Here is an 18,897-nt window from a genome sequence, read left to right as displayed (position 1 = left end):
GATCACATACGATCCGCGCCCCACTCCACTTTTGCGGTTCCTGCCCGCCGGGTAAGGTTAGGTTAGCCTCACCGATCATCGGGGCGGCGCCCTTATCCATCCCGGCGGGAGGTGAACCGCGTGTTCGTCTGCAGTTGCTTCGGCATCACCGAGCAACAGGTCAAGAAGCACGCGTCGGACGGCGCCTGCACCCCTCGCCAGATCGCGTCGGCCTGCAAGGCGGGCACGGACTGCGGCTCCTGCGTACGCCGGATCCAGGCGATCCTCGGCAGGGGTGCCTGCCCGCGCCGTGAGCCGGCCGACCAGGGTGAGTCGGTCCTCGCCGAGCTTGAGGAAGCGGCGTAGCTCAGCTCTCGGGCTGCTCGATCAGCTGCGCGATGTAGAGCGCCTCGCCGAGCTTCTCCAGCAGTTCCAGCTGGGTGTCGAGGTAGTCGATGTGGTGCTCCTCGTCCTCGAGGATCGACTCGAAGATGTTCGCCGAGGTGATGTCACCCTTGTTGCGCATCACCTCGATACCGCGCTTGAGACGGTCGATCGCCTCGACCTCGATCTGCCGGTCGGCCTCGAACATCTCCTTGACCGTCTGGCCCACCCGGACGTGGAACAGCCGCTGGTAGTTCGGCAGCCCCTCCAGGAACAGGATCCGGTCGGTGAGCACCTCCGCGTGCTTCATCTCGTCGAACGACTCGTGACGCGTGTACTTCGCGAGCTTCGTCCAGCCGAAGTTCTCCTGCATCTTCGCGTGCAGGAAGTACTGGTTGATCGCGGTGAGCTCCGCGGTCAGCTGCTCGTTGAGGAATTCGATGACCTCGGGGTCGCCCTGCATCGCAGAAGCTCCTTCCAAGCGGGGAACTGGGAGGTTGCGCCGCGATGATTGCACCGCTGTCGAAGATCGTCCAGTAAGTGCAAGCTTAGTAAGTAAGTGCAGCCTTAGTTCTAAATGTCCGAGTCGGGTGGACCCTGGTCATGTGCACCACTCGGGGTCTGTCAGGATGGAGTCATGGGTCAGCCGGTGGAACGCGAATCAGGAGATCGCGCATCTGAGAACGCGGCGTCGTCGCAGCTCCCGCCGGGACAGCGACTCCAGCGCGGCTGGCCGGTGACGCACTACGGGCCCGTCCCCAAGTTCCGTCCCGAGCGCTGGGACTTCCGGGTCTTCGGCGCCACCGCCGACGGCGAGAAGCACTGCTGGACCCACGACGAGCTCACCGCCCTGCCGTACGCCTCGGTCGTGGCCGATCTGCACTGCGTGACGAAGTTCAGCATGGTCGGCGCCGAATGGGGCGGCATCCCGGCACGCACGATCCTGGAGACCGCGCCGCCCGGCCCCGAGGTCACCCATGTGATGGTGTGGGCGGAGTACGGCTTCAGCTCCAACCTCCGCCTCGCCGACTTCGCCGACGACCGCACGATCTTCGCCACCCACAAGGACGGCGAACTCCTCACCGCCGAACACGGCTTCCCCCTCCGCCTCGTCGTCCCCCACCTGTACGCCTGGAAGGGCCCCAAATGGGTCCGCGGCATCGAGTACATGACCGCCGACCGACGCGGCTTCTGGGAGGAGCGCGGCTACCACAACGTCGGCGACCCCTGGCAGGAACAGCGCTACTCCTACCAGGAGGAGCCGGGCGACGGGCCGGAGCTCTGAAACTGCCGGTAAGCTCAACGCCGGTCAACAGGACAACCGTGCAGGAGAGCCGAGATGGCCTTCTGTAATGTGATCTTCTCGGAGGCCGCGGCGCGCGTGCGCGACAGCCTTCCGGACGACCGCCTCGAGGTGTTCCACGAGGGGCTCGCCATACTGGCCAAGGATCCCCGCACCAAGATCTCCGCAGCCATCTCCGGTGACGAGAACACCAGCTCGGTCGCGCTTTCCCACACGATGGCGATCGAGTACGTCATCAGTGACGGCCTGCTCATCGTGCTCGTGGTCCACATCGTCGACACCTCGCACGTGCTGGTCGAGAACAAGAACTGACCCGGCGCCTCAGCCGTCCCGCAGCTTCTTCAGGCGTTCCACGTCCGCCGCGTGCCCCTCCTTGCCGCCCGGTGTCTCGATGATCAGAGGAACGCCCTCGGTGGCGGGGTGGGTCATCAGGGCGCGGAACGGGTCCTCGCCGATGTGGCCGGAGCCGATGTTCTCGTGGCGGTCCTTGTGGGCGCCGACCACGTCCTTGGAGTCGTTGGCGTGGATCAGCTTCAGCCGGCCCTCGCCGACGGTGTCCACCAACAGGTCGAGGGTCTGGTGCATGCCGCTCGGGCCGGTCAGGTCGTGCCCCGCCGCGAAGATGTGGCAGGTGTCCAGACAGACGCCCAGTTTGGGGTGGGCGTCCAGCGCCTCGAAGTACGGCCCGAAGTCCCAGGTGCGCGAGCACAGGGAGGAGCCCTGGCCCGCCGTCGACTCCAGCAGCAGATGCGGATCGTCGTCGTGGGTCAACTCGTCCAGCAGCGGCAGCAGATACTCGCGCACCTGCTTCAGCGCCACCGACCGGTCCCGCCCGCCGGTCGCGCTCCCCGTGTGCACGACCACCCCCAGCGCGCCGATCTCCCGCCCCCGGCGCAGCGAGTGCCGCATCGACTCCACCGACTTCTCCACCGTCGCCTCGGTGTGCGACCCGAAGTTGATCAGATACGGCGCGTGCACGTACGCGGGAATCGACTCCTCGGCACACGCCGCCCGGAACTCCTCGTCCTGCCGGGGATTCCCGACGGGCGTCGCCCAGCCGCGCGGATTGGCCACGAAGACCTGAACCGTCTCGGCCTTGAGATCACGGGCGTACGCCAGCCCGACGGAGTTCAGACCACCCGCGACGGGGACATGACCGCCGACGGGGTTGCGGGACGGGCCGGGGAGGCGGGGGGCGGGGCCGGGGGACTGCTGAGTGCTCACGGCAGCAAGGGTGTCATGCGGCCCGGGGCGCCCGACCGGCAGCTTCGACGGCTGCCGCCCGGACGCCCCGGCCTCTCACAACTCCCGCCCGGCCGACTCCGGTCGCCCGGGACGACGTCCGGTCGCGGTCGGCCGGGCCCGACGACCGGTCGCGGTCCGCCGATCCCGAACGGCCGGCCCGGCCCGGTCAGCTGATCCCCGACGGTCGGCGCCGGCCCGGTCAGCCGATCTCGATCGTGATCTTCGACCCCTTGGCCGCCGTGTCGCCGCCGTCCACCGACTGGCCCTTGACCTCGTCGCCGAAGAGCCCGAGGATCCCTCGGTCCTCCTCGACCTCGAAACCGGCGCCCTCCAGCTTCTGGGTCGCCTCGTCGACGCTGTCGCCCACGACGTCCGGGACCTCGACCATCACGGGGCCCCTGGAGATCGTCAGGGTGACGGTGTCGCCCTCACCGACCTGCTTGTCCGTGCCCGGCGACTGCTCGGCCACGAGCCCCTTGTCGAACTCGGAGTTGACCCGCTTCGAGGCGATCCTCACCTTGAGGCCCGCCTCCTCCAGCTCGGCGGTGGCGTCCGCGACCGAGGCGCCCGACACCTCGGGGACCTCCACCGGGGCGCCCCGGCTGACCACGAGCCTGACGGCCGAGCCCGAGGAGATCTCGGTGCCGGAGCCCGGCTGGGTGCTGATCACCTGGCCCCGGATGACCTCGTCGCTGAACTCCCGCGTCACCAGGCCAGGTTCGAGCCCGTCGTCCTTCAGCCGGGTCCTCGCGAGGTCCAGCCGGTAGCCCTTCAGCTCCGGCACCTTCACGGTCTCCGGGCCCTTGGAGATCGTCACCGTCACGGTGTCGTTGTCCCGGATCCGCTCGCCGGGCGCCGGGTCGGTGCCGATCACCCTGCCGCGCTTGACGGTGTCGCTGAACGCCTGCTCGACGTCGACGTCCAGCCCGGCGCCCTCGAGCCGCTTCGTCGCGTCCGCCTCGCTCTGCTGCAGCACGGCCGGGACCTGCGTGAACTGGCCCGAGTTGATGTACCAGACGCCCCCGCCCACACCGAGGACGAGCAGCACGGCGACGACGACCGCCAGCAGCCCACGCCGGGGCGCGGGGGAGGTGCGAGCGCGCCGGGGCGGCGGCGGAGGCGACGCGAACCGGCTCGTACGGTTGAGCGGGTCCGGGTCCGCCGCAACCGACCGCGACACGGACAGCGAGCGCGGGATCACGCTCGTCCGGTCCTCCGCGTTGTCATGACCGCCGGCTATCGCCTGCGGCGGCACCGCGTCCAGTTGCTCGGCGCTGAGCCCCGCCCGCGCCTCCAGCGTCTGCGCGAGCAGCGCGACGGCGTCGTACGGCCGCAGCTCCGGATTGCGCGCGGTCGCCGAGGCGACCAGCCCGTCCAGCTCGTACGGCAGCCCCGGCACGGTGGCCGACGGCGGCGGCACGTCGTCGTGCAGCGCGTGGTACAGCACCTGCGCGGGGGAGTCCCCGGCGTGCGGCTTGCCGCCGGTGAGCATCTCGTAGAGCATCACGCCGCACGCGTACACGTCGACGCGGGTGTCGGTCGTGCCGTGCTCCAGCTGCTCGGGGGCGAGGTAGGAGACGGTGCCGAGGACCGTGCCGGTGGTGCTGGTGACGGTGTCCACGGCCCGAACGAGCCCGAAGTCGGCGACCTTGACCCGGCCGTCGTCCCCTATCAGCACGTTCTCCGGCTTCATGTCCCGGTGCACGAACCCGGCGCGGTGCGCGGCGCCGAGCGCGGCGAGCACCGGCTCCAGGATGTCCAGCGCCGCCCGGGGCTGCAGCGCCCCGCGGTCGCGCAGCACGTCACGGAGGGTGCAGCCGGCGACGTACTCCATCGCGAGATAGACGTACGAGCCGTCCGTGCCCTGGTCGTAGACCCCCACCACGTTCGGGTGGGACAGCCGTGCCACCGACTTGGCCTCGCGGATGAACCGCTCGACGAACGTCCGGTCCGCGGCCAGCGTCGGATGCATCACCTTGAGCGCGAGCACGCGGTCGAGGCGGGTGTCCACGGTCCTGTAGACCGTGGCCATGCCGCCGACCGCGATCCGCGCCTCGACTCGATACCGGCCGTCGAGCACATGGCCGACAAGCGGGTCCTGAAGGGTCGTGTCCACGCAGGTGAGTGTACGAGCCGCCGCCCACAGGCCCATAAGTCGCGCGGCACCGGAGACGGACTGCAGCAGAGCTGTGACCCGGATCGAAGGGCTGTGACAGGCGGGTGCGCGGCGGAACTCGTTCGACTGTTCGATTGGGGGCGGGGTGGCGTGAGATCCGACTCAGAACGCCGGGCGCTCCGGATCCAGCCGCGCCAGCCCCTCGCTCGGCGACGACGCCTCCGCGAAGTGGCGGCGGGGGATGCGGCCCGCCCGGTACGCGAGCCGTCCGGCCTCCACCGCGTGCCGCATGCCCTCGGCCATGAGGACCGGCTCCTGAGCCCGGGTCACGGCGGAGGCGAGCATGACCCCCGCGCACCCCAGCTCCATCGCGAGAGCGACGTCCGACGCCGTACCGGCACCCGCGTCGAGAATCACCGGCACGCGCGCGTGCTCGACGATCAGCTGGAAGTTGTGCGGGTTGCGGATGCCGAGCCCGGACCCGATGGGCGACCCGAGCGGCATGATCGCGGCACAGCCCACGTCCTCCAGCCTCCGCGCGAGCACGGGATCGTCGTTCGTGTACGGCAGCACGGTGAAACCGTCGTCGACGAGCGTCTCGGCGGCGTCGAGCAGCTCGATCGGGTCGGGCAGCAGTGTGCGCTCGTCGGCGATGACCTCCAGCTTGACCAGGGACGTACCGAGCGCCTCGCGCGCGAGACGGGCGGTCAGCACGGCCTCGCCCGCCGTGAAGCAGCCGGCCGTGTTGGGCAGCACCCGGATGCCCAGCCTGTCGAGCACGGACAGGACCGAGCCGTGCACGGTGGCGTTCACGCGGCGCATCGCGACCGTCGTCAGCTCCGTGCCGGAGGCCACCAGCGCGCGCTCCAGGACGTCGAGACTGGGCGCCCCGCCGGTGCCCATGATCAGGCGGGACGAGTAGGTCGTACCGCCGAGGACGAAGGGGTCGTCTGCCATGGGATCAGCCTCCTTGGACGGCGGTGAGAACCTCGACGCGGTCCCCCTCACAGAGGGCGGTGGTCGTCCACCGCGCGCGCGGGACGACGGTTTCGTTGAGCGCGGCGGCGACCCCGGAGGGGGACGCGGTGAGTGTCCGCACGAGCGTGTCGAGGGCCGTGCCGGGGGCGACCTGCCACCGCTCCCCGTTGACGAGGATGGTCAGTGTCCCGGTGGCGGCGCTCATACGGGCTGCTCCAGGAGTTCGCGGGCCGCGCCGGCGCGAAACCGCAGGGGGGTGAAGTCGCGTGCCTCTTCCGGCAGTTCACCGGTGGCGAGGACATGGGCCATGACGTCGCCGGTGACCGGGGTGAGGAGCACCCCGTTGCGGTGGTGGCCGGTCGCGAGGAGCAGGCCGTCGAGTCCGGTGGGACCGAGGAGCGGCGCGTTGTCGGGGGAGGCGGGGCGCAGGCCCGCGCGGGTCTCGGTGAGCGGGAGTTCGGTGATCCCGGGGACGAGTTCATGGGCGTCCCGCAGCAGTTCGTACACCCCGCCCGCGGTCACCGTGGTGTCCCAGCCCTGTTCCTCGCTGGTCGCGCCGACGACGAGTTCGCCGTTCTCGCGCGGCACCAGGTAGACGTGGCTGCCGCGCACCACGGCCCGCACGGTACGGCTCAGGAAGGGCGCGTACGGCTTCGGCACGGTCAGCCGCAGCACCTGCCCCTTCACCGGCCGCACCGGCGGCAGTACGTCGTCCGGGACCCCGGCGAGCCGACCGCTGAGGCTGCCGGCGGCGAGGACGATCTGCCCGGCGGACAGCCGGTCACCGTCGCCGACCCTGACCCCGACGGTCCGCTCCCGGACCACCGACAGCTCCTCGGCCCAGGTCCGGTGGAACACCACCCCGGCGCCCTCGCAGGCCGCGACGAGGGCCCTGGAGAGCCGCCTCGGGTCGATCTGGTGGTCCCCGTCGACCCGCAGTCCGCCGCGCACGCCCGGCGCGAGCATCGGCTCCAGGCGGCGGCAGTCGCGGCCGCTCAGCCACTGCGAGTCCAGGCCCGACCGGCGCTGCAGGGCGTGCAGTTCGCGCAAGTGGGCGCGGTCGTCGGCGTCGAGCGCGACGGCGAGCGTGCCGGAGCGGCGGTAGCCGAGGCCGAGGCCGGTCGCCTCCGTCAACTCGGCCGCGAAGTCCGGGTAGCGGCGCGCGGACTCCAGGTTGAGCCCCAGCAGCGTCTGCTCGCCGTAGTGCAGTTCGGTGACCGCGGCGAGCATCCCGGCCGCCACCTGCGCGGCTCCGCCGCCGGGCTCGGGATCGACCACGGCCGTGGCGAACCCGCGCCGCGCGGCCCGCCACGCCGTGACGAGCCCGATGATTCCGCCCCCCACGACGAGGACGTCTGACGTGTGCGTACGCGACATGGGCGTCCAGCCCCTCCCTTCGCCGGCATGACCCGGATCAGGTTCGTACGGTCGGAGGCCGCCAGCCTCCCTCTCAGCCCGGTGCGCCGGGCTCCCGCGAGTGCTTACGCTGGCCACCCTAGCCCGGCCCGCCCGCCCCAGTAAGGGAGCCCCCGTTGATGCCCCGCTCGCTCGACGGTCTCGTCCTCGCCCCCGTCGCGGACCAGGCCCCAGGTCAGGTGGGCACCCGCACCCGGTTCGCGTACCACGAGAAGGACGGCGAGATCTGGGCCGAGTACGCGGGCGGCGACGTCGTGCGCGGTCACCTCGTGGGCACGCGCGCGGGGGACCGGCTGGACTTCCGGTACGTGCAGCTGAAGACCGACGGGACCACCGCGTCCGGGCACTGCCGGTCCCTGGTGGTCGAGCTGGCCGACGGGCGGCTCCGCCTGGAGGAGACCTGGGAGTGGGAGTCGCAGCCGGGCAGCGGGACGAGCGTGGTGGAGCAGGTCGACGAGAGCGTGGACCGGCTCGGGGAGAGCGACCGTCGTCCCACCGGCTGACTGACTGAATGTCAGTTGTCTATGGTGATCGGGTGAGCGAGCAGACGCAACAAAGGGGCGGAACGCCGGCGCGGCGCGTGGTCGTCGTGGGCGCGGGCATGGCCGGGGTGCAGACCGCGGTCGCTCTGCGCGAACAGGGCTTCACCGGCGACGTGACGCTGATCGGCGCCGAGCCGCACCAGCCGTACGACCGGCCGCCGTTGTCCAAGGCCGTGCTGCTCGGCACGGCCGAGGGCTCCGCCTTCGACGTCGACTTCGAGGCGCTCGGCATCGAACTCCGGCTGGGCCGCGAGGTGTCGGGCCTGCGCCCCGCCGAGCACGAACTCGACACGGCCGCCGGGCCCGTCCCGTACGACCTCCTCGTCCTCGCGACCGGTGCGGAACCGATCCGGCTGCCGGGCGTCGAGGGCGTGCCCGGGGTGCATCTGCTGCGGACCCTGGACGACGCCGTGCGGCTGCGGCCCGTGCTGGCCCAGCAGCACGACATCGTCGTCGTGGGCGCGGGCTGGATCGGCGCCGAGTTCGCCACGGCCGCGCGCGAGGCGGGCTGTGCGGTGACGGTCGTCGAGGCGGCCGACCGCCCCCTCGCGGGCGCGCTCCCGGCGGAGGTGGCCGCGCCGATGACCGCCTGGTACGCCGACAACGGGACCACCCTGCGCACCCACGCGCGCGTGGCCCGCGTCGAGCCCGGGACGGCGGTCCTGGACGACGGAACCCGGGTGCCGGCCGGCGCGGTCGTCGTGGGGATCGGCGCGCGCCCGGCGACGGCCTGGCTGGCGGACTCGGGCATCGAGCTGGGCGCACACGGCGAGGTGCTGGCCGACGACCACCTGCGCACCTCCGCGCCGGACGTCTACGCCGTCGGCGACTGCGCCTCCTTCCCCTCGGGCAGGTACGGCCGACGCCTCCTCGTCCACCACTGGGACAACGCCCTCCAGGGACCCCGCACGGTCGCCGCGAACATCGTCGGCGAGACCCCCGAGGCCTACGACCCCGTCCCCTACTTCTGGTCCGAACAGTTCGGCCGCTTCGTCCAGTACGCCGGCGACCACGCCTCCGCCGACACCACCCTCTGGCGCGGTGACCCCACCGGCGCCGCCTGGTCGGTGTGCTGGCTCCGGGAGCGCCGACTGATCGCCCTGCTGGCGGTGGGCCGCCCCCGGGACCTGGCCCAGGGCCGCCGGCTGATCGAGGCGGGCACACCGTTGAACCCGGAACTGCTGGCGGACCCGGCCAGGCCCCTGAAGGCGGCGACGGCGTAGGGCAGCCCCTCTTTCCCGCTGCTCAGCGCTCTCCGTACCCCTCTGTCGGCCCCCGTCGAAGGCGGCTCGGCTACCCAGTGTCAGTCGTAGATGGCAGTCTTGGTGACGTGACCGAGATTGACGCAAAGATCGATGCTCTCGTCCCCGCGTGGCTGACGCTCCCCGACATCGCAGAGATGCTGGACGTCGAGGTGACGCGCGTACGGCAGCTGGTGAAGGAAGGCCAGCTCATCGCCGTACGCCGTGGTGAGAACCGCGCGCTGCACGTCCCCGCCGCCTTCATCGACGAGGACAAGGTGGTCAAGGGCCTGACCGGCACCTTGACCCTGCTGAGGGACGACGGCTTCACCGACGAAGAGATGCTGGAGTGGCTCTTCACTCCGGACCCGAGCCTGCCCGGAACCCCGGCCCAGGCCCTGAGCGAGAATCGCGGCACGGAGGTGAAGCGCCGCGCCCAGGCGCTCGCCGTCTGACCGGGAACATCCGAGAGATTCGTGACACAGCCGCCTGTGCGGCGTACGGGAGCCGGGGCCCGCGAGGGTCCCGGCCCCGTACGCCGCACCGACAACGCACCGCCAACGGGGGACCCGCGCATGCCCGACGCCGCCGCACAGCTCGCCGACGCCCGGCTCTACCTCTGCACGGACGCCCGTGAGCGCCAGGGCGACCTGCCGGAGTTCCTGGACGCGGTCCTGAGCGGTGGCGTGGACATCGTGCAGCTCCGCGACAAGGGCATGGAGGCCGCAGAGGAACTGGAGCACCTCCAGGTCTTCGCGGACGCGTGCCGGCGGCACGGCAAGCTGCTCGCCGTCAACGACCGCGCGGACATCGCGCACGCCATCGGTTCGGACGTGCTGCACCTCGGCCAGGGCGATCTCCCGGTCCCCGCCGCCCGCGCAGTCCTCGGTGAGGACGTCCTCATAGGCCGCTCCACCCACGCCGAACGGGAGGCCGTCGCCGCGGCCGTCCAGGAGGGCGTGGACTACTTCTGCACGGGCCCCTGCTGGCCCACCCCCACCAAGCCCGGCCGCCACGCCCCCGGCCTGGACCTCGTCCGGTACACCGCCGCCCTCGGCACCGACCGCCCCTGGTTCGCCATCGGCGGCATCGACCTCGGCAACCTCGACGAGGTCGTCGAGGCGGGCGCCCGCCGGGCCGTCGTCGTCCGGGCGATCACGGAGGCCGACGACCCCGGAGCCGCCGCGGCGGAGTTCACCAAGCGCCTCGGCGCCCTCTAGGCGGCCCCCGCTCCCGGCCCGCGGCTGTCCGAGGCGTGGACAGCAGGTCGGCAAAACGGACAAAAATCCCAGCTCTGGTTGGGGGACGGCCCCGACCTGACTAACCTGCCGGTATGGCCCTAGGAACCGCTTCCACCAGGACTGATCGCGCACGCACCGTGCGTGACATGCTCGCCACGGGCAAGACCACGTACTCGTTCGAGTTCTGGGCGCCCAAGACGGAGAAGGGCGAGCGGAACCTGTGGAACGCCCTCCGCAGGATCGAGGCGGTCGCCCCCAGCTTCGTCTCCGTGACGTACGGCGCGGGCGGCTCCACCCGGGCCGGCACGGTGAAGGCGACCGAGCAGATCGCCGCCGACACCACCCTCACCCCGGTCGCCCATCTCACCGCCGTCAGCCACTCCATCGCCGAGCTGCGCAACATCATCGGCCAGTACGCGGACGCCGGGATCCGCAACATGCTCGCGGTCCGCGGCGACCCGCCCGGCGACCCCATGGGCGAGTGGGTCGCGCATCCGCAGGGCCTGACGTACGCCGCCGAACTCGTCCAACTCATCAAGGAATCGGGCGACTTCTGCGTCGGCGTCGCGGCCTTCCCGGAGATGCACCCCCGTTCCCCGGACTGGGACAGCGACGTGGCGCGCTTCGTCGACAAGTGCCGCGCCGGCGCCGACTACGCGATCACGCAGATGTTCTTCCACCCGGACTCGTACCTGCGTCTGAGGGACGCGGTAGCCAAGGCCGGCTGTGAAACCCCCGTCATTCCCGAGGTCATGCCCGTCACCAGCGTGAAGATGCTGGAACGGTTGCCGCAACTCAGCAACGCCGCCATCCCGGACGCCCTGAAAGAGCGGATCGTCACAGCCAAAGACGATCCGGTCGCTGTACGCTCCATTGGCATCGAGTTCGCCACGGAGTTCTGCGCGAGGCTGCTGGAAGAGGGAGTCCCCGGACTTCACTTCATCACTCTGAACAACTCCACCGCGACACTGGAAATCTACGAGAACCTGGGCCCGCACCATCCATCACGGGCCTAGACCGGTCGCACTCGCGTACGACACACTGCGTAGCGGCTACAGGGAGAGGGGCGTACATGGGCTGGACGGTCCTCTACATCGCGTTCGGCGTCGTCGCGTTGTGGCTGCTGGGTGAGGTGCTGCTGCAGTACAAGGCGCGCCTGCGCTGGCGGCTGCTCGCCTTCGCCGGTTTCCTCTGTGTCGTCCTCGGTGTACTGATCCCCAACGTGATCGTCATCGCGCTGGGCGCGATCGGGTTCGCGACCGGGCAGACCTATGTGACCCTGTCGTTCCGCCGCGGCTTCGAAGCCGGCTGGGCCGTCCGCCCGCGCTCCGGTGAGGGCGAGGACGGCGGCAGGCCCGCCAAGGCCGCCAAGAAGCGGCGGCGCGGCGAACCGGACCGTCAGGACCCGACCCTGGAGGTCATGGACCTGGAGTCCACGGCTGGCGGAACGTACCGCCAGGGCCAAGACCCGCTCGACGACGACCGCGACGACGACGTGTTCGTCCGCCCGCAGTCCACGCCGTCCGCGGCCGGGGCGACGGCCGTCTACTCCCCGGAGCCCCTGCCGGACGACACCAGCACGTACGGCGTCTACCGCGAGGACAACGCCTACGCGGGCGCCGCCGACCAGCCGTACGCGACCGCCGGCCACTCCGGTCACTCCGACCAGTCCGCTCAGGACGAGGCGTTCGCCTACTACGGCTACGACCAGCAGGGCTACGGCTACGACCCGAACCAGCAGCAGTACGCCGCCTACTCCGACCCGTACATCGGCACGCAGACGTACGACGCCACGGCCTCGTACGACCAGTCCTACGGCCAGCAGGGATACGGTCAACAGGGCTACGGCCAGGACCAGTACGGCAACGGCGGCTACAGCGGCGAGACCCCGCCCGGCGGTGTCTGGGTCCCGCAGCAGCGCAGCACCGACGACGCCTTCGGCTCCGACCTCCCGTCGGACCAGCAGCACCCGTACCAGGGGAACGGCAACGGCCAGAACGGCTACGACGAGCAGCAGTACCGTTTCTGAAGGTCCGTCGGCACCCTGGTGAGCCTCACTGAGACCCGCGGAAGTCCGGTCCCTCCACGATCAGTCCGGCCACCAGCGCGCCCGACATCCCGGCGTGCGGGAGGCCGCCGCCGGGGTGGGACCAGCCGCCGACCAGGTGCAGCCCCGGGAAACGCGTCGCGTTGGGCGGGTGCAGGAAACGGCCGTCGGCCGCGGCGAGCGCCGGCGGCGGGACGGCCCCCCGCTCGGCACCCGTCTCCCGGGCCGTGTCGGCCGGGGTGCGCACCTCGAGCCAGAGCAGCCGCTCCCGCAGACCGGGCACGGCGGCCTCGGCGGCGGTGACGAGCAGCTCCGCGCACCGCTCGGCGACGTCGCCCGCCGTCCAGTCGATCCCGGTCGGCACCGCCGCCGACACGACCACGGACTCGTGCGCCTCGTCCGGGCGCAGCGCGGGGTCGTCCGGCCGCAGCACGGTCACGGTGAGCGGCACGGGGTCGTCGGTGTCCCGCAGGTGGCTCAGAAAGTCCAACTCGGCGGTCCGGTCGGGCGCGTGCACGACCGTGCGGTGCGCGGCGCCGGCCTCGCGGGCGCCGCGCAGAGCCAGCAGCACGGTCAGCCGGCCGGGCCGCGACGACTCCAGGTCCGGCCGTACGTCGCCGTCGCCCTGGATGTCACGCTCCGTCAGGCCGTTCAGCCGTATCGGATCGATGCCCGCGACGACGTGATCCGCCTCCGTCACCGCCCGGACCCCGGCGTCCACCTCGGCCGCCAGCTCCACACCGACCGCCCGGCCGTCCTTCTCGACGATCCCCGTGACCTCGGCGCCGAAGACGAACTCGACCTTGCGGGCCAGGCACCGTTCGTACAGCGCTCGCGCCAACTCCCGTATGCCGCCCCGGACGTACCAGGTCCCGAAGGCGTGCTCCATGTACGGCAGGACCGCCGCGCTCGCCGGGATGTTCCTCGGATCCAGGCCGTACGCGAGGGCGTGGCTCTCCAGCAGGGCCGTCAGCCGGGGATCGCGCAGCTCCCACGCGCCGACCTCGGCGAGGGTGCGGGCGCGGCGGGTGCGCAGGAGCCGTTTGTGGGGCACGGCGGGGTACGGCTCGCGTTCGGCGAGGACCTTCCAGTCGGGCCACAGCGGCTCCTCCAGGAGGGGCCGCCGGGTGTGGTCCCAGGCCTCGCGGGCCCGTACCAGGAAGTCGCCCCAGCGGTCGCCGGCGCCCGAGCCGAGCGCGGTGTTCAGGGCGGCGACCACGCCCGCGCGTGAAGCGTTGGGCAGCAGGAGGCTGGTGCCGTCCGCGAAGACGTGCCGGGCCGCCGGGTCGACCTGGACCAGGTCCACGCACTTCTCCAGCGGTTCCTTGCCGGTCTTGAGGAACAGATCGCGGTAGACGGCGGGCAGCGGCAGCAGTCCCGGGCCCGTGTCGAACGCGAAGCCGTCGCGCTCGAAGCGACCCACGGCTCCGCCGTATGTCGCCGTGCTCTCGTGCACCACCACTCGGTGGCCCGCGACGGCCAGCCGGGCTGCGGCCGCCATGGCGCCCAGGCCGGCGCCGATCACCACAATCCTTGCCATGTCAGCGACCTTATCGGCCGCCGCCGACATCTTGTTCGCGGGAGAGCTCGGGAGTGCGGGTGGTTCGGCGGGTGCCGGCTGATCGTGGTTGGTCGCGCAGTTCCCCGCGCCCGTGACGGGGGCGCGGCCGCTCTCAGGGGAGTACGTGCGCGGACGCGATCGTCACCAGTTGGCAACAGGGGGTTCTGGGGGTGAGTGCGCAGGGCTGAGTACGCGTACCTAGCCGGAGAGATGAGTAGGAGCACGGATGGGCTCCCACCTGCGGGAACGGGAGAGTGGAGGCACGGGAAGGGGCGCGGCTCCGGTACCGCCGACACGGGGCGGCGGAACGGCTCTCGCGCTCTTTACCGCTCCTTCCGTCGACGTGTGTCGGCGGGAGCGAGGCACGGGGGAGACGGGGGAACGGGGAAGCGCCGGTTCGAGGTGGCCCGCGGGGGACGCGGCCAGTTCGGACCGGCGCTCTCGTATGTGCCCCGGCCCGGTCAGCGGTTTCCGCTCACCCGGCCCTGGAGCAGCCGGGACAGCGCCGCGTGGACGTCTTCCAGGGAACGTTCCGGCTGGAACGCCTTCCAGTCCAGGGCGGCCACCAGGACCATGCCGACCAGGGCCGACGCCGTCAGGCCGACGTCGATCTCCTCGCTCAGCTCGCCCCTCTCGACGCCCTCGCGCAGCACGCCCTCGACGACCGCGACCGCCTCCTGCCGGACGACCATCAGGGTGGACTGCCAGGCGCGGTTGGTGCGCCACAGCTCGGCCACGTAGAGCTGGGTGAAGGAGGGGTAGCGGTCGATGAAGACGAGCCCGGCCCGGATCATCGCGTCCAGGGAGTCGACCCTGCTGCCGCCCTCCTTCGCGGTCCGCTCGGCGGCCTCCCGGAGAGAGGCGGTGAGGAGTCCCACGCCGTGCCGCAGCAGCTCCTCGAAGAGGACCGACTTGCTCGCGAAGTTGTAATAGACCGTGCCCTTGGCGACGCCGGCGCGCTCGGCGATCTCGTCCACCGTGGTGGCGGAGAACCCCTGCTCCGCTATGAGGGTGACGGCCGCTTCGTAGAGTTTCTGCCGGGTCGCCTCGCGGCGGCCCCCGCCTGCGCCGCCGGGGGCGTTGCTGCTTTCCATGGCCCTGATTGTCACAGGAACCGTGCCGTGCGCGGTCACAGACTCAACTCCGGGTGCAGCCGGTCGAGGGTCCACACCTGTTTGCGGCGGGCGGACAGGGCGGTCAGCGCGAGGGCGCCGACGGTGAAGGCCGCGAGTACCGCGCACGCCTGCCAGACGGGGCCCAGACCGCCGCCCGTGATGAGCCTCCTGAGGGCGTCGACGACGTGGCTCATCGGCAGGAAGGGGTGGACCGCGTTGAAGAAGTCCGGGCTGGTCTGCACGGGATAGGTGCCGCCCGCGGACGTCAACTGGAGCATCAGGAAGGCGAGGACGAGGATCCTGCCCGCCGCCCCGAAGCGCGCGTTGAGCCACTGCACGATCGCCGCGAAGCACGCCGTCACCAGGAACAGGAAGCCCACCGTCCCGGCCGCCCGCGCCATCTCCAGGCCGACCGCCCAGTGGAGCACCGCCATCAGCGCGACCGTCTGCAGCACCCCCAGGGCGGCCACCGGCAGCCAGCCCGCCAGCGCGATCCGCCACGCCGAGGCACCCGCTGCGAGGGCCCGCCGGTTGAGCGGCTGGATCAGCATGTACGCCACCATCGCGCCCACCCACAGGGACAGCGGGATGAAGTACGGGGCGAACCCGGTGCCGTAGTTGGGTGCCTTGTGCAGATCCCTGGTGGCCAACTGCACCGGGTCGGCCATCACTTCGGTACGTTGGTCGCGATCCCGCTCGTCGTAGTCCGGTATCTGCTCGGCCCCGTCGTGCAGTCCGCCCGCGAGCTTCCCGGAGCCGTCGGCCAGCTTGTACATGCCGCCCTTGAGGTCGACCGCGCCCGTCTTCAGGTCGCCGACGCCCGTGTCCAGGTCCTCCGCGCCGGTCTTCGCGGTGCCGAGGCCGGTGTGCAGCGTCGTGGCCCCCTTGGCGACCTTCGTGGCGCCCTTGTCGAGCGCGTTCACCTTGGCGACCGCGTCGTCGAGGTCCGTGGAGAGGGTGGGCGCCGCCTTCGCGAGGGCGCGGGCCTGCTTCTCCAAGGTCTGCAGGTCCTTGTCGAAGGCCTTCATGTCGCCGCCGTAGTTCTTCACCACGGTGTTGACGTCCTCGGCGAGCACGGCCGCCTCCGCCGCCGCGTCCTTCGCCTTCTTCAGATCCACGCAGGCCCCGTCGGGCAGCACGGCCTCCTCGCAACGGCGCCTGTGGACGTCGTTCAGGGTGTCCGAGGCGGCACGGGTGCCGGTCGCGGCGGCCGGCGCCGTCTCGACGAACGCGTCGAGGTGATCCCGGATCGTGGCCGCCGAGTCGGCGACCAGGGTGGCGGTGTCGGCGATGGTGTCGCCGTTCTCCTGCAGGAAGGGCCGCACCTGGTCCGCCGCTGCTCCGACCTTGTCGGCGAGCTTCCCGGTGCCGTCCGCGACCTGCTGGGCGCCGTCCTCCAGATCGCCGGCGCCCTCGTCCAGGTCCCGCAGCCCGCCGGACAGTTCCCCGCTGCCCTCCTTGGCCGTCTTCAGGCCGTCCGCGAGGTCCTTGGAGCCCTTCTCCGCCTTGTCGATTCCGCCCTTGAGGTCGTCGGCACCGTCCGCCGCCTCCTCGGTCTTCCCATGGATGTCCGAGAACGAGATGAAGATCCGGTCCAGGAACGACCGCGACGCCTTCGTCGACGCCGCCGTCCGCACCTCCGAGAACACCGTCCGCGAGATCTGCCCGACGACGTAGTTGTTCGCGTCGTTCGTCCGCACCTGAAGGGCGCCAGTCTCCGGCACGTCCCCTGAACTCGACGCGATCCTCTCGCTGAAATCCTTCGGCATGGTCAGCGACAGGTAGTACGTGCCGTCCTCGACGCCCTCCCGGGCCTCGGCGGAACTCACCCGGTGCCACTCGAAGGTGTCGCTTTCCCGCAGCCCCTTCGCGATGTCGTCGCCCGCCGTCAGCCTCTCCTTGCCGACCGACGCCCCCTTGTCGTCGTTCACCAACGCCACGGGGACGCGGTCCAGACGGCCGTACGGGTCCCAGAAGGACCACAGGTACAGGGCTCCGTACAACAACGGCAGCAGCAGGAGCGAGACCAGCGCGGCGCGCGGCAGCTTGCCCCGGCCGAACCGCCTGAGCTCAAGCGCGGCGAGTCTCGGCGAGCGCATCGGCCGTCTCCTTGTCGTTCTCGTGGTCGTCGTTCTCGTGGTCGTCGTTCTCGGGGACGTCGTTGTCGTTGGCGGTCTCGTCGCCGCGGACGGGCTCGGGGGCCTCGCCCACGTCTTCACGCGCGCGTGCGGCTCCGTCCGGCGCCGTCGACACCACGACAGCCCCTTCCGGGGCCTCGCTGCACACCGCCACCACCGTGATCCCGGACTGCGTGAGGGACCTCAACAGGGCCCATACCTCGGCCCGTTCGGCATCGGAGAGCTTCAGGTCGGTGTCGTCGACGCCGAGCAGTCGGGGCCGGCCGACGAGGGCGAGGGCGACGGACAGCCGCAGGGCCTCCATCCGGTCCAGATCGCGTACGGCGGTCCTGGAGCCCTTGGGCAGCGCCTCGCGGTCGAGCCCGGCGGCCGCCAGGGCGGTGTCGACACGGAGCTTCGCCTCGGCGGCGCGCTCGGCCCGGGGACGCAGCAGCCCGCGCAGGGAGCCGTCGAACCGCCGCCGCAGCAGCGCCCGTTCGCGCAGGTGCTCCCCGACGGTCAGGGCCGGGTCGAGGTCGGTCACACCGGGGACATGGGCGAGGGCGCTGATCCGGCGCACGGCCGCCATCCGCTTCGGCAGCCGCAGGGAGCCGACCGTGGCACGGCCCTCGCTCGGCTTCATACGCCCGGTGAGCGCGAGCAGCAGACAGGTCCGGCCCGACCCGGAGGGCCCCTCGATCGCGACGAGCGAGCCGGCCTCCGCGCCGAACCCGACCCCCCGGAACGCCCAGCCGCGCGGCCCCTTGATCCCGAACCCCTCGGCCTCGACGGCGACACCGACACCGTCGGCCGCCTCATCGGCAGCGGCACCGTCCGCTTCCGGCCCGGCATCCGCCGCCCGTGGCTCTTCCATGTCCCCCAGGCCCCTCTGCGAGTTTTTGCACTGACTAGTCAGTGCAAAAACTACTCCGAACCTCTGATCGAAGCAAAAGCGCAGGTCAGAACGGATTGTCAGTGGCATACCGCACGATGAGCACATACGGCACCTCGTGTCCGGGCGTGCCGTCACGAAGACGACAGGAGGTTCGTCATGGCCAGCTACCACGCGGCAGCCGCCAACCGGCGCCGCGCCACCGGCCCTGCCCCCTCACTGAACGGCCCGGCGGGCGACGTGCACCCCGTGCTGCGCCGGGCGACGGCCCCGCCCGCCGCCCTCGACCTGCTCGCCCAGGCCCGCTCCGGACTCGACGAGGCGTCGGGACTCCAGGCGCCCAACGAGCGGTACGCCACCGCCCACCTGGCCGCCCTGCGCACCGCCGCCGCGGTACTCGCCGCCCGGGGCCGCCCGGAGCTCACCCCGAAGCGCCGGGCCAAGATCCGGAGCGCCTGGGAAGTGCTCCCCGAGATAGCGCCCGAACTCGCCGAGTGGAGCGCGCTGTTCGCCTCCGGCGCCGCCCGCCGCGCGCGTGCCGAGGCGGGTATACAGGGCGCGGCGAGCGCGCGTGACGCCGACGACCTCATACGCGACGTGGCGATGTTCCTGCGCCTGGTCGAGCGGATGCTGGTGCTCCAGCCGGTGCTGCCGCAGCCCCGGCAGGACGGCGGCCCGGGAGTCCCGGACGCGGGCTGACCGGCCGCCCCGGCGCCGCCC

General features: G+C 71.6%; 20 protein-coding genes and 1 riboswitch. Of the genes, 10 read left to right on the top strand and 10 right to left on the bottom strand.

What is annotated here, in order from left to right:
- Nucleotides 1-111 precede the first annotated feature (111 nt).
- On the top strand, nt 112-345 hold the full coding sequence (locus tag ACFU53_RS37905) for a bacterioferritin-associated ferredoxin (protein ID WP_384003338.1): 234 nt from the start codon (nt 112-114) through the stop codon (nt 343-345).
- Between the two features lies 1 nt (nt 346).
- On the opposite strand, the gene bfr is transcribed toward ACFU53_RS37905, so the two are convergent.
- Nucleotides 347-826 carry a bacterioferritin gene (bfr, locus tag ACFU53_RS37900; RefSeq protein ID WP_384003335.1) on the bottom strand — a complete coding sequence of 160 codons (480 nt, stop codon included), beginning with the start codon at nt 824-826 and terminating at the stop codon, nt 347-349.
- Nucleotides 827-1,000: 174 nt separating this feature from the next.
- Between bfr and ACFU53_RS37895 the strand changes: the two genes are divergently transcribed.
- Both ACFU53_RS37895 and ACFU53_RS37890 read left to right on the top strand, forming a co-directional pair.
- The gene (locus ACFU53_RS37895; RefSeq protein WP_384003332.1) at nt 1,001-1,648 is read left to right on the top strand and encodes a sulfite oxidase-like oxidoreductase; all 648 of its coding nucleotides are present in this window, start codon (nt 1,001-1,003) and stop codon (nt 1,646-1,648) included.
- 54 nt (nt 1,649-1,702) lie between these two features.
- Nucleotides 1,703-1,978 (top strand): hypothetical protein, encoded by a 276-nt coding sequence (locus tag ACFU53_RS37890; protein WP_384003329.1) that lies wholly within the window; start codon nt 1,703-1,705, stop codon nt 1,976-1,978.
- Between the two features lie 9 nt (nt 1,979-1,987).
- On the opposite strand, the gene ACFU53_RS37885 is transcribed toward ACFU53_RS37890, so the two are convergent.
- From ACFU53_RS37885 to thiO, 5 genes are all read right to left on the bottom strand, one after another.
- Entirely contained in the window at nt 1,988-2,890 is a 903-nt protein-coding gene (locus tag ACFU53_RS37885) for a deoxyribonuclease IV (RefSeq protein ID WP_384003326.1), read from the bottom strand.
- A gap of 220 nt (nt 2,891-3,110) precedes the next feature.
- The gene (gene pknB / locus ACFU53_RS37880) at nt 3,111-5,027 is read right to left on the bottom strand and encodes a Stk1 family PASTA domain-containing Ser/Thr kinase (protein WP_384003323.1); all 1,917 of its coding nucleotides are present in this window, start codon (nt 5,025-5,027) and stop codon (nt 3,111-3,113) included.
- 162 nt (nt 5,028-5,189) lie between these two features.
- Nucleotides 5,190-5,984: a thiazole synthase gene (locus tag ACFU53_RS37875; RefSeq protein ID WP_384003320.1), complete on the bottom strand. Its 795-nt coding sequence runs from the start codon at nt 5,982-5,984 to the stop codon at nt 5,190-5,192.
- A 4-nt stretch (nt 5,985-5,988) separates the two neighbouring features.
- On the bottom strand, nt 5,989-6,210 hold the full coding sequence (thiS, locus tag ACFU53_RS37870; RefSeq protein ID WP_384003317.1) for a sulfur carrier protein ThiS: 222 nt from the start codon (nt 6,208-6,210) through the stop codon (nt 5,989-5,991).
- Entirely contained in the window at nt 6,207-7,382 is a 1,176-nt protein-coding gene (thiO, locus tag ACFU53_RS37865; RefSeq protein WP_384003314.1) for a glycine oxidase ThiO, read from the bottom strand. Before thiO ends, thiS begins: the two co-directional genes overlap by 4 nt.
- A riboswitch (TPP riboswitch) is annotated at nt 7,380-7,490 on the bottom strand. (Overlaps the previous gene by 3 nt.)
- Before the next feature lie 50 nt (nt 7,491-7,540).
- On the opposite strand from thiO, the gene ACFU53_RS37860 reads away from it, so the two are divergent.
- The 6 genes from ACFU53_RS37860 (at nt 7,541) to ACFU53_RS37835 (ending at nt 12,474) form a co-directional block, all read left to right on the top strand.
- A complete protein-coding gene (locus ACFU53_RS37860; protein WP_384003311.1) occupies nt 7,541-7,924 on the top strand; it encodes a hypothetical protein in 384 nt (127 codons plus the stop codon).
- Between the two features lie 32 nt (nt 7,925-7,956).
- Nucleotides 7,957-9,186: an NAD(P)/FAD-dependent oxidoreductase gene (locus ACFU53_RS37855; protein ID WP_384003308.1), complete on the top strand. Its 1,230-nt coding sequence runs from the start codon at nt 7,957-7,959 to the stop codon at nt 9,184-9,186.
- Nucleotides 9,187-9,293: 107 nt separating this feature from the next.
- Nucleotides 9,294-9,659 carry an Rv2175c family DNA-binding protein gene (locus tag ACFU53_RS37850; protein WP_013004329.1) on the top strand — a complete coding sequence of 122 codons (366 nt, stop codon included), beginning with the start codon at nt 9,294-9,296 and terminating at the stop codon, nt 9,657-9,659.
- A 120-nt stretch (nt 9,660-9,779) separates the two neighbouring features.
- Complete coding sequence (gene thiE / locus ACFU53_RS37845) at nt 9,780-10,424, top strand: thiamine phosphate synthase (RefSeq protein ID WP_384003305.1); 645 nt, start codon at nt 9,780-9,782, stop codon at nt 10,422-10,424.
- Nucleotides 10,425-10,537: 113 nt separating this feature from the next.
- On the top strand, nt 10,538-11,461 hold the full coding sequence (metF, locus tag ACFU53_RS37840) for a methylenetetrahydrofolate reductase [NAD(P)H] (protein ID WP_384003303.1): 924 nt from the start codon (nt 10,538-10,540) through the stop codon (nt 11,459-11,461).
- A 56-nt stretch (nt 11,462-11,517) separates the two neighbouring features.
- Complete coding sequence (locus ACFU53_RS37835; protein ID WP_384003300.1) at nt 11,518-12,474, top strand: hypothetical protein; 957 nt, start codon at nt 11,518-11,520, stop codon at nt 12,472-12,474.
- 25 nt (nt 12,475-12,499) lie between these two features.
- On the opposite strand, the gene ACFU53_RS37830 is transcribed toward ACFU53_RS37835, so the two are convergent.
- The 4 genes from ACFU53_RS37830 to ACFU53_RS37815 all read right to left on the bottom strand — a co-directional run bounded on the left by ACFU53_RS37830 (nt 12,500) and on the right by ACFU53_RS37815 (nt 18,159).
- The gene (locus ACFU53_RS37830) at nt 12,500-14,032 is read right to left on the bottom strand and encodes a phytoene desaturase family protein (RefSeq protein ID WP_384003297.1); all 1,533 of its coding nucleotides are present in this window, start codon (nt 14,030-14,032) and stop codon (nt 12,500-12,502) included.
- Between the two features lie 482 nt (nt 14,033-14,514).
- Nucleotides 14,515-15,147 (bottom strand): TetR/AcrR family transcriptional regulator, encoded by a 633-nt coding sequence (locus ACFU53_RS37825; protein WP_384003294.1) that lies wholly within the window; start codon nt 15,145-15,147, stop codon nt 14,515-14,517.
- A 35-nt stretch (nt 15,148-15,182) separates the two neighbouring features.
- Complete coding sequence (locus ACFU53_RS37820) at nt 15,183-17,267, bottom strand: YhgE/Pip family protein (protein WP_384003291.1); 2,085 nt, start codon at nt 17,265-17,267, stop codon at nt 15,183-15,185.
- Entirely contained in the window at nt 17,239-18,159 is a 921-nt protein-coding gene (locus ACFU53_RS37815) for an ATP-binding cassette domain-containing protein (protein ID WP_384003288.1), read from the bottom strand. Before ACFU53_RS37815 ends, ACFU53_RS37820 begins: the two co-directional genes overlap by 29 nt.
- 177 nt (nt 18,160-18,336) lie before the next feature.
- Here ACFU53_RS37815 and ACFU53_RS37810 point away from each other — a divergent pair, with 177 nt between their 5' ends.
- Complete coding sequence (locus ACFU53_RS37810) at nt 18,337-18,876, top strand: SAV_6107 family HEPN domain-containing protein (protein WP_384003285.1); 540 nt, start codon at nt 18,337-18,339, stop codon at nt 18,874-18,876.
- Nucleotides 18,877-18,897 lie beyond the last annotated feature (21 nt).

Source organism: Streptomyces sp. NPDC057474 (genome assembly GCF_042802555.1).
GTDB lineage: Bacteria > Actinomycetota > Actinomycetes > Streptomycetales > Streptomycetaceae > Streptomyces.
The sequence above is the reverse complement of the archived record's forward strand: the minus strand, read 5'-3'. Positions and strand labels throughout refer to the sequence as shown.

What these genes read in the sequence shown, in the direction of transcription:
- ACFU53_RS37875 (WP_384003320.1), bottom strand. Translation starts at nt 5,984, where the DNA reads ATGGCAGACGACCCCTTCGTCCTCGGCGGTACGACCTACTCGTCCCGC.
- ACFU53_RS37810 (WP_384003285.1), top strand. Translation starts at nt 18,337, where the DNA reads ATGGCCAGCTACCACGCGGCAGCCGCCAACCGGCGCCGCGCCACCGGC.
- bfr (WP_384003335.1), bottom strand. Translation starts at nt 826, where the DNA reads ATGCAGGGCGACCCCGAGGTCATCGAATTCCTCAACGAGCAGCTGACC.
- thiE (WP_384003305.1), top strand. Translation starts at nt 9,780, where the DNA reads ATGCCCGACGCCGCCGCACAGCTCGCCGACGCCCGGCTCTACCTCTGC.
- ACFU53_RS37895 (WP_384003332.1), top strand. Translation starts at nt 1,001, where the DNA reads ATGGGTCAGCCGGTGGAACGCGAATCAGGAGATCGCGCATCTGAGAAC.
- ACFU53_RS37890 (WP_384003329.1), top strand. Translation starts at nt 1,703, where the DNA reads ATGGCCTTCTGTAATGTGATCTTCTCGGAGGCCGCGGCGCGCGTGCGC.
- ACFU53_RS37820 (WP_384003291.1), bottom strand. Translation starts at nt 17,267, where the DNA reads ATGCGCTCGCCGAGACTCGCCGCGCTTGAGCTCAGGCGGTTCGGCCGG.
- ACFU53_RS37860 (WP_384003311.1), top strand. Translation starts at nt 7,541, where the DNA reads ATGCCCCGCTCGCTCGACGGTCTCGTCCTCGCCCCCGTCGCGGACCAG.
- metF (WP_384003303.1), top strand. Translation starts at nt 10,538, where the DNA reads ATGGCCCTAGGAACCGCTTCCACCAGGACTGATCGCGCACGCACCGTG.
- ACFU53_RS37815 (WP_384003288.1), bottom strand. Translation starts at nt 18,159, where the DNA reads ATGGAAGAGCCACGGGCGGCGGATGCCGGGCCGGAAGCGGACGGTGCC.
- ACFU53_RS37835 (WP_384003300.1), top strand. Translation starts at nt 11,518, where the DNA reads ATGGGCTGGACGGTCCTCTACATCGCGTTCGGCGTCGTCGCGTTGTGG.
- thiO (WP_384003314.1), bottom strand. Translation starts at nt 7,382, where the DNA reads ATGTCGCGTACGCACACGTCAGACGTCCTCGTCGTGGGGGGCGGAATC.
- thiS (WP_384003317.1), bottom strand. Translation starts at nt 6,210, where the DNA reads ATGAGCGCCGCCACCGGGACACTGACCATCCTCGTCAACGGGGAGCGG.
- ACFU53_RS37830 (WP_384003297.1), bottom strand. Translation starts at nt 14,032, where the DNA reads ATGGCAAGGATTGTGGTGATCGGCGCCGGCCTGGGCGCCATGGCGGCC.
- ACFU53_RS37825 (WP_384003294.1), bottom strand. Translation starts at nt 15,147, where the DNA reads ATGGAAAGCAGCAACGCCCCCGGCGGCGCAGGCGGGGGCCGCCGCGAG.